This is a genomic window from Desulfoluna sp. CLI2B (assembly GCF_056847375.1).
This window is the reverse complement of the sequence record NZ_CP186557.1, coordinates 5,539,359-5,553,862: the sequence shown is the minus strand read 5'-3', so window position 1 is coordinate 5,553,862 and position 14,504 is coordinate 5,539,359. Positions and strand designations below refer to the sequence as shown.

General features: G+C 60.1%; 11 protein-coding genes. 9 read left to right on the top strand and 2 right to left on the bottom strand.

Translation table 11 applies throughout. The annotated features are described in order from the left end of the window. Window positions 1-59: 59 nt before the first annotated feature. Together ACOYW2_RS25830 and ACOYW2_RS25825 are read right to left on the bottom strand one after the other, a co-directional pair. Entirely contained in the window at window positions 60-1,685 is a 1,626-nt protein-coding gene (locus ACOYW2_RS25830) for an FAD-binding dehydrogenase (protein ID WP_482768432.1), read from the bottom strand. Window positions 1,686-2,035: 350 nt separating this feature from the next. Beyond that, window positions 2,036-2,632 carry a TetR family transcriptional regulator gene (locus ACOYW2_RS25825; protein ID WP_482768431.1) on the bottom strand — a complete coding sequence of 199 codons (597 nt, stop codon included), beginning with the start codon at window positions 2,630-2,632 and terminating at the stop codon, window positions 2,036-2,038. Between the two features lie 207 nt (window positions 2,633-2,839). Between ACOYW2_RS25825 and ACOYW2_RS25820 the strand changes: the two genes are divergently transcribed. From ACOYW2_RS25820 to recD2, 9 genes are all read left to right on the top strand, one after another. Beyond that, complete coding sequence (locus ACOYW2_RS25820) at window positions 2,840-3,019, top strand: hypothetical protein (RefSeq protein WP_180138406.1); 180 nt, start codon at window positions 2,840-2,842, stop codon at window positions 3,017-3,019. 109 nt (window positions 3,020-3,128) lie between these two features. Then, window positions 3,129-3,725 (top strand): biotin--[acetyl-CoA-carboxylase] ligase, encoded by a 597-nt coding sequence (locus ACOYW2_RS25815; protein ID WP_482768430.1) that lies wholly within the window; start codon window positions 3,129-3,131, stop codon window positions 3,723-3,725. A gap of 2 nt (window positions 3,726-3,727) precedes the next feature. Next, on the top strand, window positions 3,728-4,129 hold the full coding sequence (locus ACOYW2_RS25810) for a biotin--[acetyl-CoA-carboxylase] ligase (protein ID WP_482768429.1): 402 nt from the start codon (window positions 3,728-3,730) through the stop codon (window positions 4,127-4,129). Between the two features lie 484 nt (window positions 4,130-4,613). Then, on the top strand, window positions 4,614-6,275 hold the full coding sequence (locus ACOYW2_RS25805; protein ID WP_482418652.1) for a methyl-accepting chemotaxis protein: 1,662 nt from the start codon (window positions 4,614-4,616) through the stop codon (window positions 6,273-6,275). A gap of 75 nt (window positions 6,276-6,350) precedes the next feature. Beyond that, complete coding sequence (locus ACOYW2_RS25800) at window positions 6,351-6,605, top strand: CcdB family protein (RefSeq protein ID WP_482768428.1); 255 nt, start codon at window positions 6,351-6,353, stop codon at window positions 6,603-6,605. Between the two features lie 174 nt (window positions 6,606-6,779). Then, window positions 6,780-7,991: an exonuclease SbcCD subunit D C-terminal domain-containing protein gene (locus tag ACOYW2_RS25795; protein WP_482768427.1), complete on the top strand. Its 1,212-nt coding sequence runs from the start codon at window positions 6,780-6,782 to the stop codon at window positions 7,989-7,991. Next, entirely contained in the window at window positions 7,988-9,673 is a 1,686-nt protein-coding gene (locus ACOYW2_RS25790; RefSeq protein WP_482768426.1) for an AAA family ATPase, read from the top strand. The genes ACOYW2_RS25795 and ACOYW2_RS25790 overlap by 4 nt, the downstream gene beginning before the upstream one ends. Further along, complete coding sequence (locus ACOYW2_RS25785) at window positions 9,643-11,439, top strand: SbcC/MukB-like Walker B domain-containing protein (protein ID WP_482768425.1); 1,797 nt, start codon at window positions 9,643-9,645, stop codon at window positions 11,437-11,439. The genes ACOYW2_RS25790 and ACOYW2_RS25785 overlap by 31 nt, the downstream gene beginning before the upstream one ends. Before the next feature lie 761 nt (window positions 11,440-12,200). Beyond that, window positions 12,201-14,366 carry an SF1B family DNA helicase RecD2 gene (gene recD2 / locus ACOYW2_RS25780; protein ID WP_482768424.1) on the top strand — a complete coding sequence of 722 codons (2,166 nt, stop codon included), beginning with the start codon at window positions 12,201-12,203 and terminating at the stop codon, window positions 14,364-14,366. Window positions 14,367-14,504: the final 138 nt, after the last annotated feature.

Below are 14,504 nucleotides of genomic sequence, written 5' to 3'. Positions count from 1 at the left end.
TCGAGGTGTTTTCGCTATTGTGGCTTCGCCACCCTCGCCGCCGGAGGCCTGCTTTTCTCCTATAAACCCTTGCCGCAGATATGGTGGGCGGCGATGCGGCCCATGAGGACACAGGAGCCGAGAAAGGTGCCTTCGAGGGAGCCTTTGCCGTGGATGCCCCCACCGCCGAAGCCGGCGGTTTCGCCGGCGGCGTAGAGGCCCTCCATGGGGTCTCCGTCTTTGTTCAGGACCCGGCAAAAGAGGTCGGTCTGGATGCCGCCCAGGCTTTTTCGGCTGAGGATGAACTCGCGCACGGCGATGAGGGGGCGGGCTTTGGGGTCGTCGATTTTTCGAAACTTGCAGGTCCGGAGGCGGTCGCCCCGGTAGGTGCGGAAGTTGGCGATGCGGCGGAGCTGGTCGTCGTTGAAAAAGGCCGGGCCCCGATCGATCTGGGCGTCGTAGGTTTTGACCGCGGTTTTGAGGGCGTCACGGTCCACGGTCAGGGGGTTGCCCATGTCGTTCATCCTGTCCACCAGCTCGTCCAGGGAGTTTGCGGCGATGAAGTCCCGGGACTCGGTCAGGAGTCGTTTCACCAGCTCGGTGTTGCCCAAAAGGAGCTCTTTGACAAGACGCACCTTGTCCCTGTTGCGAAAGGCTTTCATGTGCTCGCTCCCGGAGACGGCAAGCTCTTTGGCGGCGATTTTCCAGTTCATGATTTGATAGGAGTATTTTCCGGGCTGCCTGCAGATCTGCTCCACCAGGTAACGGGTGTCGGTGTACCCCACCAGGGGGGCCGGATCCATGATGCGCTCCCCCAGGGCGTTGACCCAGAGGGCAGACCGAGGCGGCACCAGGCTGAGCCCCTTGCCCGGCATATCCGCGTCGGGGTAGTCCACCCCGGCTGCGTAGTGCCACTGCTTGTCCAGGTGGGTGATGGTGGCCCCGGCAGCTGCGGCAGCGTCGTGGATCAGGCCGTCTGCGTAGCGGTGGGAGCCGTTGAGGAGCTTGTCCGGGGGCTCGCCCCAGGGGGCGTACCAGTTCTCCCGCACCTTGGACAGGTCACCGCCGCACATGCCCCCTGCAGCCAGGATCACGGCCTCGCCCGTAGCGGAAAAAGGGTCCCTGGTCTCCTCCATGGTTCCCCTCACGCCGGTGACGACCCCGGCCCTGAGGTCGAGCGCCTCGACCCTGCATCCGAAGTGCACCTCCAGGTTCCTCCGGTGAGGGTGGCCGCTCAACCCGGCTTCCATGGCCTCAATGATCCCGAACCCCGTGCCCCAGGCGATGTGCCAGCGGGGCACCGAATTCCCGGGTTTGAAAAGCCCCCGCTCCGGCCAGTTGACCACGGGAAGAAAGGTGACTTTCCGATCCTTGAGGAACTCATGGATGATGTCTGCGGACCGGTGCACATACAGCTCGGCCCATTTCCTGGGCCAGTGGGCGTCCTCTTCGAAATCGGCGCAGCTCAGCCAGTCGGCCAGGGCCAGTTCCGGGGAGTCCCGAATTCCGTTTTTTCGCTGCAGGGGCGTATCCACCATCATCACCCCGCCAAAGGACTCCTTGGCAAGGCCCCCGAACCGCTCCGGCACATCCCGGTCCAGGATCACGACCTTTGCCCCCAGCCCGAGGAGCTCAAAGGCGGCGGTCATGCCCGCCAGCCCCCCGCCCACAATCACCACATCCGCTTCAAACCGCCTGTGCGCCATCTCTCCCCCTTGTTCCATCGGTTGATTCAGGATTCACACCAGACATGCTCAGCATTTCCTCCTGTCGGTTAGCCTGAATTAAAGCAGGCGGCCACCGCGCCAACACAAAACAGACCACACAGTCTGTTTATGAATTTTCACACCTCAAGGCAATAAAGTAAAGAACTTATCCCATTTCAAGAAACATTGTTCCACAACACAAACGAAAAACATCATACTCGGGCAGACCCGCAGCGTGGGCGCTCCGTGGCGTTGCCGGTTTCCCGGAGAGGGAATGGATTTTCAGGAAGATCAACTCAGGTAACACAGGTCCCCGGCGGTCCTGCCGGAGGCAAGCGGAATGGTTCCGTTCAAGGTATGGAAGCAGCGGTATGTCGAATGATCGAAGCCCAGGCCTGCCTGAGATGGCGGTAGTGGTCGGGACGGTCCAGGGAGAGGGATTGGATGGCCATGCCCCGCAAAAGATAAAGGGAGAGGTCCAGAAGGTCTTTGGCCATGGCATAGGTGGCGGCATCGGGAAGCCGTGAGCGCCAGATGGCGTCCAGCTCGTCGAAAAAGCCTTCGATGACCGGTGTCAGCCGAATCCGCAGGTCGGCGTCGGTGCGGCAGGCAACGTTGAACTCCACCCAGACATCCCGGTACGGTCCCTGATAAAAACGGTTCCAGACCTCCTCCAGAATCGTTTCCAGATCAGGGGCTTCCGACGCCAGGTGGCCCCCCACCTCCCGGGCCTCTTCAAGGGCAATGGCTAAAAGGGCCTTGGCACTGTCGGCCACCATGGCCCGCTTGGTCTCATAATGGTGGCTCCAGGCCCCGCGGGAGACACCGGCCCGATCCAGGATCCGGGAGAGGCTGGCCCCTGCGTAACCGTAGTCCTGGAGGCACGACAGGGTGGCGTCCACCAGTTTTTTCCGTGTCCTGAGACTTCGCTCCTGTTGGGTGCTCATGGGTTTGGCCTTCCCGTGGGGATCACGTTGCCCTTTCCGGGGGTTGTGTGATAAGTAGCTCGAAGAGAGTGCGGCAGGCCGGGTACCATGCACGAGAAGGACCGAAGCAAGAACAAGACCAGTGTCTTTTCTTTTCGATCCCAAAACCCTGCCGCAGACACCCCAATGGTTCGTAAATAATACATAGAAATACAGGAAACACACCCCATGGGCAACAAGAAGAGCAAGAAGAACAACGTGGATCCGGAGCGTCAGATGGCCCTGGATGCCCTTCCCCCCAACATCCGGAAAAGCCTCACCGATGAAGAGGTGGAACTCTTCCTCCACGCCGAGGTCTGGCCGGAAGAGATGTGCGAAAAGCTCAACGAATTCCTCAGCCCGGAATAGCGTCGGCATCGCCCCACCCGGTTTTCCCTTCGCTTCCCGGGGCCCCCACGGGCCCGGCGAAGCGTTTCCGGGGACCGAGCCCAAATCCTTTCACCCCATGGGAGCCACCATGACCTTGTCTGGAAAACGCCAGGACCTTTTGTCCACCCTGCGCAGCCGCACCGGCCACTGGGTCTCCGGAGAAGAACTCAGCGGCGAACTCGGCATCAGCCGTGCCGCCATCTCCAAACACATCTCCGCCATCAAGGGGCTCGGCTACGCCATCTCCTCGGCGCCGGGCAAGGGATACCTCCTCACCGAAGCCCCCGACCTTCTCCTTGCCGAAGAGGTCCTCTTCGGGCTGACCACCTCGGTCATGGGAAAAACCGGCATTATCCACCACCACCTCACCGACTCCACCAACACCCGGGCCCGGGAGCTCGCCCGCGACGGCGCCCCCGAGGGCACCCTGGTGGTGGCCGAATCCCAGAGCGCGGGCCGCGGCCGTAAAGGTCGCTCCTGGCTGGCCAGGCCCGGGGAAGGCCTCCTCTTCTCCCTTGTACTGCGCCCGGACATGGACCCGTCACGCGCCGCCCTCATCACCCTGATGACAGCCGTCTCCGTTGCCGAGGCCCTCATCCGCGAGACCGGCATCGATGCTGGGATGAACCTGCCTGAACGACATTCTGGTGGGGGAGAAAACTCGCCGGGATCCTCACGGAGATGAGCATGGAGCTCGACGCCGTGGACTACGTCATCACCGGCCTGGGCCTCAACGTCAACACCCCCGCCGAAGCGTTTTCCCCGGACATCCGGGACATCGCCACCTCGGTCATGGCCGAATCCTCCGCCCCCTTTTCCCGGGTCGCCCTCCTGCAGGCCATTCTCTCCAGCTTTGAAACCCACTACCATACCCTGGCCACCCAGGGCCCGGAGTCCATTCTCACCCGCTGGAAGGAACTCTCCGACATTGTGGGACGACGGGTCCGGGTCTCCATGATGCGTGAAGAGATCGAAGGCCGGGTCACGGACATCGACGCAGACGGCGTGCTGCTGGTGACCACCGATGCCGGTGAGGCCCTGCGGATTCTCTCCGGAGATGTCACCTACCTCGACCCTTCCGGGCACTGACGTTACCAGCCCGAAAAACAGCACCCGGCGTTTCCGTGAAACAGGTTGACCACCTTATCGAGCGTTCGCTCTATGCAACCGTCGTTCTATATTCGAAATATCTATTTGCCCTTCCTTGAGCCACCCGAGTCCATATCCAGAACCTCCCTGTGCAAAAACTTTGTATACATAGTTTTTCTTTGACAAAAACCATTGATATCCTTTACCGTCTTTCTAATCTAGAAATATTATAGCTGAATAATTCTTTATTTTCGGACTATCATACTCGCCGTACAGCGGGTTAGTAACGAACAATACAGTGTCAAACAAATAGAACGAGACAAGTATAAAGAGTAATCACTGAACAGGCACAAAACACAAACGCCCGTTAAATATACGTTGAACAGGAACCGATATTAAAAAAGAGATCACCGATACCAAACGAAACACACCGTACGGACACAAACGTATCTGACATACAATTTACCAGTGGAGGGGAAACCATATGTGGCAATCGCTGAGCACAGGGAAAAAAATCTGGTGCAGTCTGTTGATCCTCATGGCGGGTTACGCCATTACCACGGGCGTCGGGCTCATCGGCGGCTATTCCATGCGGGGGGAGCTGAACCAAGTCTCGGACACCATGTTCCCTGCAGCCATGGAATCGTTGACCACCCTTGCCAAGTTCAAGGCCCAGGTCAAACTCTACGGTGATGCCGTCATGGCCGGTGACACCGAGCTCCTGGAAGCTGCTGGGCAGCGAGCAGACGAGGTCATCTCCCACCTGGACGCCATTGCAGGGCTGGACCCTGGAGCAGCACCCGAGGCCCGGGCCCTGGCCCAACAGATCCGCTCCTTCTCGGACAAAGCCCTTACCATCTACACCCGCGTGGCCGAAGACTTCGAAGGTACGGACACAGAAGCAGCCCGTGAATCCAAGGCTCTGGCCAATGAAACCCAGGTCCTCACCGAGGCCCTGGCCACCCTGTCCAAAACCCGCTCCGAGGCCCTCCAGAGCCGACTCCACGACGTGGGCCAGGAAGCAGGCCACCAGCAGATGATGAACCTGGCCCTCTTCATCGTGGTGGTGGTGGCCACCATCCTCTTTAACCTCATCATCATCCGCCGCTTTATCACCGGGCCCCTGTCGGACACCGTGGAGATGGTTAAGGACATCGCCCAGGGCGAAGGGGACCTCACCAAACGCCTCACCGTCCACAGCAAGGACGACGTGGGCCAGCTCGCCTTCTGGATGAACAAATTCATCGAGAACCTCCAGAGCATGATTGCCCGCATCGCAGACAACGCCACCTCCCTCAACGACTCCGCCGAAGAACTCACCCGGCTCTCCGGGAACCTCAAAGAGGGGGCCCACGGAGTCAAGTCCAAGTCCGAAGCCGTTTCCACCGCCTCGGACCAGATGAAGGGCAACATGGACTCTGTGGCCGCCGCCATGGAGCAGGCCTCCACCAGCACCACGGCCGTGGCCGCCTCCACCGAAGAGATGACGGCCACCATCCGCACCATCGCCGAAAGCTCGGAAAGGGCCCGGGAAATCACCATGGAAGCCGTCACCCAGTCCCGCAACGCCACCGAGCGCGTGGGTGAGCTGGGCAACCAGGCAGAAGCCATCGGCAAGGTCACCGAGGCCATCACCGACATCTCCGAGCAGACCAACCTCCTGGCCCTGAACGCCACCATTGAGGCGGCCCGTGCCGGTGAATACGGCAAGGGGTTTGCCGTTGTGGCCGCCGAGATCAAGGACCTGGCGCGCCAGACCGCCGATGCAACCCGGGACATCCGCGACACCATCGTCAACATCCAGACCTCCACCCAGGCCACCATCGGGGACATCGAAGGGATCTCCGGGGTCATCGACAAAACCAGCGACATTGTCTCGGAGATCGCCTCCTCCGTGGACTCCCAGGCCCAGACCACCCAGGGCATTGCCGACAACGTCACCCAGATCTCCAGCGGCCTGTCCGAGATCAACGAAAACGTCGCGGCCACCTCCGGTCTCTCCTCCACCATCGCCCAGGACATCGAAGACGTCAGCCACGCCTCCGGCGACATGAACGAGAGCTGCGCCCGATCCGACGAAGGGGTCTCCAGCATCCTGTCCATGAGCGAAAACCTTACCTCCATGGTGGGTCGGTTCAAGGTCTGATCACATAGAGCCCACGCCAGCCTGGAAACAACCATTAAAAAACCTCCGCCGGGCACCATTGCCTGCGGAGGTTTTTTGCCTTGGTTAGACTGGGTTGCGACTCCCATATCAAAGCAATCCCGCCTCATCACCACCCCCATTGAGAGGCTGCCCCCTGTGCTGTCCATTGAAAACACCCTCCACGTTCTTTTGACGCCCCAGCTCTCCGCCATCCCGGCATCTGAGCTTGGCGACGCCATTTGCACCCTCCATGAACACTGCCCCGCCATCATCGGTGCCCTGGACTTTCTATGTACCGGTTACGAAAGGCACGTGCTTATCCCCGTTTGACACCCCCACACCGGACTGCTAATTCTGGATATCAAATCGTTTCCCCCCGGCAGGGCCGCCGGAGGCCGCTTTTGGGAGCCGAATCGTTACCCTATTTTTTGCGGGCACAGCCCGTAAGCATATGTGAGGAGCCCCATAAGCGAGGGGTCGGAGCATATGCGAAACCGGAGAGCCATGCACATCATCCACACCTCGGACTGGCACCTGGGCCAGCACTTCTTCGACCGGGATCGCTTTGAGGAACACGAGGCGTTTCTGCGATTTCTCCTTGCTACCATTGAAACCCGCCGGGTGGACCTTCTCATTGTCTCCGGCGACATCTTTGATACGGCCAATCCGCCCAGGGAGGCCGAGCGCATGTACTACCGGTTCCTCACCCGCCTTGGGGCCATGGGGACCTGTTCTGCGGTCATTGTGGGAGGCAACCACGATTCAGCCCCCCACCTGGACGCCCCGGCTACGGTGCTGGAGACCCTCAACATCAGGGTGGTGGGCGCCCTGCCGGAAATCGCGGAAGAGGCGGTCTTTCATGTGCCCTGCCTGCGGGATGAAACCGATCCCGGTGTGTGGGTGGCGGCTGTTCCCTACTTACGGGACCGGGACGTGAGAAAGGCAGTGGCCGGGGAAAGCTTTGACGAGCTGTCGGCGCGAACCCGCGCAGGCATCCGGGCCGCCTACACAGAGATCGCCGAGGTGGCCCGCGCCAGAAGCAACGGCACCCCGGTCATCGGCACCGGCCACCTCACGGCCCTGGGCTCTTCGATCTCCGACTCGGAGCGCACCATCCACATCGGCAACCTGGGCAGCATCTCCGGGGGTGATTTTCCCGAGACCTTCGACTACGTGGCCCTGGGCCACATCCACACCCCCCAGGCCGTAGGGGGCAGCCAGACCATCCGGTACTCGGGCAGCCCCATTGCCTTAAGCTTCAGCGAAGCAAGCCACCCCAAGGAAATTCGGCTTATCAACACGGCAGGCGGAACCCTCACCCAGGAGGCCGTCATCGTCCCCACCTTCCGCCCCCTGCTGCGCATCAAAGGCGACGCCGATGCCCTCAAGGAAAGCCTGGCAACCCTTGAGGTAAGCGAAGAAGGCCTCACGCCCTGGGTGGAACTCACCGTCAAAGGGAGCCTTCCCTCCTCCACCCTCAACGAAGAACTGAGGACCCTGGCAGGAGAACACGGCGCAGAGGTCCTCAAGGTGGGTCTTGATACCTCGGGGCGCCCTTCTGCCGAGCTTGCACCGGAGGATCTCTCCATCAATGAACTGAAACCCGAAGAGGTCTTTCAACGGCGCCTGGAGGCCTATGAGGGCGACGTGCCCGCCGACACCCTGGGCCAGTGCTTTGCTCACCTTCTCACCCTGGCCCAGGAGTCGGAAAAATGAAAATCCTCCACCTTACCTTCCAGAATCTCAACTCCCTGAAAGGCCGTTTCGACATCGATTTTTCCGAAGGCCCCCTGGCCGAAGCAGGCATCTTTGCCATCACCGGCCCCACGGGCTCCGGCAAGACCACCATCCTGGATGCCATCACCCTGGCCCTCTTCGGCAAGGCAGCCCGGTACGACGACAACAAACGCAACAACCCGGAAAACATGATGTCCCGAGGCACCGGGGAGTGCTTTGCTGAAGTGAGCTTTGAGTGCGGAAAGGGAATTTATTCGGCCAGGTGGGACCTTGCCAGGGCCCGCAAAAAACCCGACGGCCGCATCCAGGGGACCAAGCGCCAGCTGGCGGACGCCTCAGGCGATGTGCTGGAGACAAAAATCAGGCTGGTGGACGAGGCCGTCACCGAACTCACGGGCCTTGATTACCACCGGTTTCTCAGATCCGTGCTCCTCGCCCAGGGCCGGTTCAAAGAGTTCCTCGACGCTGGCATCAAAGACCGGGGAGAGCTTTTAGAGCGCATCACCGGCACCGAGATCTACTCGGAGCTGAGCATCCTGGCCCACGAAGCGGCCCGGGAAAAAGAGGAGGCCATCAAGGACGCCCGCACCACTGCCAACCTCATCGCCCTTCTCTTCGAAGAAGACCTGAAACATCTCGCCGAAGAGCACGGTTCCCTTGCCGAACTGAAACAGGCCCTTGAAAGTGAGCTGAAAACCCTCACCGGCCGCCTGGACTGCCACACAGCCTGGGTAAAGGCAACAGCAGAAAAAGAGACCCTTGCAAAAGATCAACAGGCCTGGACAGAGCAAAACACAGGTTTTCAGCCGCAACGTGAAAAGCTGAAACGCCATCAGGCAGCGTCCCCCCTTGCAGGGGACTTGAAACTCTGGGCCTCTAAAAATAATACCCTGACAACCCTCAAGGGCCAGCTGGCAGAGCTTCAAACAAATCACACCAACGCCCGAAACGATGCGGCCACCGCCTTTGCATCGGCAGTTGCGGCCTGCACAAACCAGATCCAGGCCATTGAAACCAGAAGAGGCAAGGGTCTTGCTCAAAAAGAGGCCCTCACGCTTGACATAGCTGCCATGGAAGCCTGGCAGCAAGCCCACAGCAGCGATGAAGCCATCGAAAACAAGCTTGCCAAATTGCGCGGCAACGCCGAAGAAATCCGGTCCATGGCCCAGGGCCTGATGGAAGCGGACAAAGCAGCGGCCCTCACCCTTCAATCCATGGATCGCCTCCAAAAAGAGAAGGCAACAGCCAACGCCGAGGAGGCCCAAGCCCAAAAAGAGCTGGCAGACAAAGAGGGGATCGCAAAAAACCTGGCCACTGATCTTTCCGCCCTCAAGCCCAAGGCAGAGTGGACCCGGCAAAAGGACGCGGCTGAAAAGATGCGCGGTGCCCTTGAAGAGCTCACACGCCTCATGGACGCACACCTCGCCCTCTGTGCGGAACAAGAAACGCTGAAGGTCCAGCGGTCAGAGCAGGAGACCGAAAAAAAACGCCTGGACGCCAAAGCCGCCGAGCTGTGCAAAGCCCTGGAGACCGAACGAAGGATTCTTTCAGATAAAGAGTTGCTTCACACCCAGGCCACTGTCATAGCCAGCCTGGAGGAAAGAAGATTACAACTCGTGCCCGGAGAGGCGTGCCCCCTGCGGGCCACGACCACCCCTTAAGACACGACCTCCCAAAACCCTCGGACACCGAAGCGGCTTTAAAGACGCAGAAAAAAACCGTGGCCGATCTGGAGAAAAAAGAGCGGCACTGTGAAAAATGCCTCACGGCCACCCTCGCCACCCTCAAAGGCCTTGATGCGCAGCTCACATCCCAGGAGAAAAAAGCCAGCGAGATAAGCAAAAATGTTTCCCGTATCTCGTCTGAGCAGACCATTGAAATAGCCATCGGTGACCGTCCGGGACTTGACGCCCTGATCTCCAAAAACAGAGAAACACTCGACGCCATTGGCCGTCAGCTCAGCAGCATCGAAACCTTGGAGACCAAACTCACCGCAGCCGAAAAAGCGTGCATCGCAGCCCGCGGAAAAAGCGAGGCCATCGCTGCCCGGCTCGTGCATCTAAACGCCTCCCTGGTCGACACAGCCGCCCGCCTTGAAGAGCAAAGGGCTCACCAGGCGCGACTCAAAAAGGACACCAACCAGGCCCTATCCGCCTTTGGGCAGTCCCTTGCCCCGTGGGATCTTACGGCAACATCACCCGAAGAGGCGTCCAAGGCCCTTGCCGCCCTGGAAACCCGGACTGCAACCTGGAGATCAAAGGGAGATGCGCTGAGAACGGCCCGGCATACCCTGACCACCACCGAGGCCGGCCTTGCCACCCTTGCCGATCAGATCACCCGCATCGAATCAGAACGCAGCGAATGGACCGATAAAAGCGCCCCCTTCAGCGACATCGAGGTTGCCCCCTCCACGGTACCCGACGCGCTCCTTGCAGACCCAGCACGCCGCACCCTCTGCGAGAAGGCCCTCACCACGCTCTCCGCCCTTGCCACCCGCATCGCCACCACCGAACGAGAGCTTGCCGATGGCGAAACATCACGGGAAGCGTTTCACGTGGAACTGACCGCCAATGTCATCAAACGGGGGTTTTCAGACATCACGGACCTGGAGTCGGCCCTCCTGGATGAAGACACCCTGGCAGGCCTCCAAGCCGAAAGCCAGCGCCTCGAAACCCAGAAAGTCCGCCTGGAGACCCTGACCCGCCAGACCGAAAAGGCCCTCACCCGTCTCGCCGAGAAAAAGCCGCCCACAGATGAAGAAGCTTTAGAGCTCACCCGGCTGAAACAGGAAAAAGAGAAAGAACGGGACAACCTCTTAAAACGCATGGGCGAAATAAGCGCCGCCCTTGCCGCAGACAAAAAAGCCCGTGCAGACCAGGCCGATCAGCTCAAACAAATCGACGCGTTGGAAGCCGAAGCCCGCCCCTGGCTGGTTCTGAAAGACCTCATCGGCTCCTCCAACGGAAGCAAGTTCTCCACCTTTGCCCAGGGCCTTACCCTGGCCCAGCTGGTGAGCCTGGCCAACAGGCACCTCGTCACCTTGAATCCCCGCTACGAGATCCAGCGAATCCCGGGGGAAGACCTGGAGCTCGAAATCATCGACCGCTACCAGGCCGATGCCGTGCGCCCCACCAAAAGCCTCTCCGGTGGCGAGTCCTTTCTCGTGAGCCTCGCCCTGGCCCTGGGCCTCTCGGAAATGGCAGGCCGGAAAACCCGCATCGAGAGCCTCTTCATCGACGAAGGCTTCGGAAGCCTCGACTCAGACACCCTGGACACCGCCCTGGCCGCCCTGGAAAACCTGCGCCTGTCAAGCCGCACCATCGGTGTCATCTCCCACGTAGAACTCCTCAAAAACCGCCTGGGAACCCAGATCGAAGTGACCCGCACAGCCGACGGCCACGCCACGCTGGCGATTGTGGATGGATAGCTAAGGAAAAAAGCCTCCGGCGGCGAGGTGGAGCCACCTCGAAAGCTGGTTGCGCGTGCGCATTTTCCTTCGTTCCTCAGAAAAATGCGCACGCGCCTTCGGCTCGGGCTTCGCCCGATACGTGAGCTGGCAGTTTGTACAAACGGTCCCACAAGCATTGGAAGGCCAGGATGCGCTATCGTAACCCGTTAAGAATCAGCTTTAACCGGCCTGCTTCCGGCGACAAGGTTTAGCGCCTTGAAAGCACAGGCCGCAGGCAAAGACAAACCGCTTATCGCGCCGTAGCCCGTTGACGTAGAACAAATAGTGTCACATAGACACGGGCACAGGCGGTTTCCTCGGGTCAACTCACATCTCCCCTCAACATCCTTGTCCCCTGGAGCGCCGCACTCCTGTGCGGCACGGGTAACGACGGACTAAAATGCCGCACCGGAGTGCGGCGCTCCGTTTTGGTCGATCTTTCGTGGTTGTTTTGGAATCCGTGGCAGGGCACCGGAAGGCACACACCGAATCGTTACTTTTTAATTTTGCTCTTCCCTTGAATCTTGGCATTTCGCCGACTATGTAGTCTATTAGTGAATAACGTATAAAAGAACGGTTTCAACGTTCCGATAAACACGGGCGAAGCCCGTCAGCGAATGGGACAACCCGAGGCACGAGGGTTGGAGCATTCGCAATCCTGGGGTCAAGGGGCTCAGCCCCTTGCCGCCGGAGGCACGCTTTTCCACCGACGTTAACCATAGAAAGGCTCGCTTTTCATCATGACCGAAACCCTTTGTGGAGAGATTGTTCGCACCACGTTTACCAGTGAGGAGACGGGGTTTACCATTGCCAAGGTAAAGGTGAAGGGGCGTGGTGAAGTGACCATGGTGGGGCCGCTCATGGGGCCTCCAGACGGTACGTTTATCGAGGCATTGGGGCGGTTTGAATCCCACTCCCAGTACGGGTTGCAATTCAAGGTCGACAGATTCTCCACGGCCCTGCCGGTGACGCCCAAGGGCATCGAAAAGTACCTGGCGTCCAAGGCCATCCACGGCATCGGGCCGAAAATGGCCGAAAAGCTTGTGGCGGCCTTTGGAACCAAGACCCTGGAGGTCATCGACAAAGAGCCGGAAAAGCTTCTGGATGTGGAGGGCATCGGCAAAAAGAAGGCCGAGCAGATCTTGTCCGGCTGGGAAGAACAGATGGACGTGCGCCAGGTGATGGTGTTTCTCCACTCCCACGGGGTAGGATCTGCCTTTGCAACCCGCATTGTGAAGGCCTTCGGCAAAAAGGCGGTGTCTGTTGTGACGCGAAACCCTTACGCCCTGGCCACGGAAGTGGCGGGTATCGGGTTTCTTACGGCGGACCGCATTGCGCGCTCCACCGGGTTTGCCATGGACGCCCCCCAGAGGGTCCACGCAGGACTTCTCTACGTCCTCTCCCACGCCACGGACGAAGGCCACCTTTTCCTGCCCGCGGACCAGCTCCTCCAAAAGGCCGTAGAGCTTCTCCAGCTCCCGGCCGAGCCCATCGGACAGGGCATCGCCCACCTGGCCGAACACGAAAAGGTGATCACCAAAAAGGTGGACAACCCGGAGATCGGTGAGGCCGTCTACCTGCCCTGGCTCTTTCACTCGGAGCGGGGCATCGCCAACACCCTTGCCCAGGTGGCACGGGGAAAAAAATTTCCGGTGTTCGAAGATGCCCAAGGGGAAGTGGCTGCCATGGAAAAACGCCTCTCCATCCGCCTTGCCCCCCGCCAGCGGGAAGCGGTGCAAGGGGCCCTCTCGTCCAAAGCCATGGTCATCACCGGCGGCCCGGGTACGGGCAAGACCACCATCATAAAAGCCATATTAAAAATTTACCACAAGGCCGGGGCCAGGATGCTCCTGGCCGCCCCCACGGGCCGCGCGGCCAAGCGCATGACCGAGTCCACGGGCTTTCCGTCCAAGACCATCCACCGGCTCCTGGAATTCAGCTTTCAAAAGGGAGGCTTTCAGCGAAACCGGGAGAACCCCCTCTCCTGCGACGTCCTGGTGGTGGACGAGGCCTCCATGATCGACGTTCCCCTGATGTTCAACCTCTTGAAAGCCGTGCCCGACACCGCCACCCTCATTCTGGTGGGGGACGTGCATCAGCTGCCCCCGGTGGGCCCGGGCAACGTGCTCCGGGACATCATCGCCTCCAAATGCATCCCGGTCACCACCCTCACCGAAATCTTCCGGCAGGCTGAAAAAAGCCTCATCGTGGTCAATGCCCACCGCATCAACAAAGGGGAAAAACCTTTTTCCGGAACACGGGAGCCGGGCGGGGATTTTTTCATCATCGAGAGAAACGACCCCGAGGCCGTGGCCCGCACCATCGTGGAACTGGTGGCCCGGCGGATTCCCCGGCGCTTTAACCTGAACCCCATGGAAGACATCCAGCTCCTCACCCCCATGCACCGAGGCTCTCTGGGGGGCGAACGCCTCAACCAGCTCCTCCAGGACACCCTCAACCCCAGGCCACCGGGAGCCCCGGACGAAGCCGGATTCAGGTTCCGCCTTGGGGACAAGGTGATGCAGCTTAAAAACAACTACGACAAAGACGTCTTCAACGGGGACATCGGCCGCGTCGTCGACGCAGACCCGGCCGCAAAACGCGTCACCGCACGGTTCGACGACAACCAGGTCACCTACGAGGCCGCCGAGCTGGACGAGATCACCCTGGCCTACGCCGTCTCCATCCACAAATCCCAGGGATCGGAATACCCGGCCGTGGTCATCCCCGTCTCCACCCAGCACCAGATCATGCTCCAGCGTAACCTCATCTACACCGGCATCACCCGGGGCAAAGAGCTCGTGGTCCTCGTGGGCTCCTACAAGGCCCTTGCCATTGCCGTCCGTACCAACAAAACCATCAAGCGGTTTACCCGATTGACGGAACTGCTTCAAACGGTTGTGTAGCGGCAGGAAAAACCATGCCTCCGGCGGCGAGGTGGAGCCACCTCGAAAGCTGATTGCGCGTGGGCATTTTTCTTCGTTCCTCAGAAAAATGCCCACGCGCCTTCGGCTCGGGCCTCGCCCGACACAACCGCTGAAGGT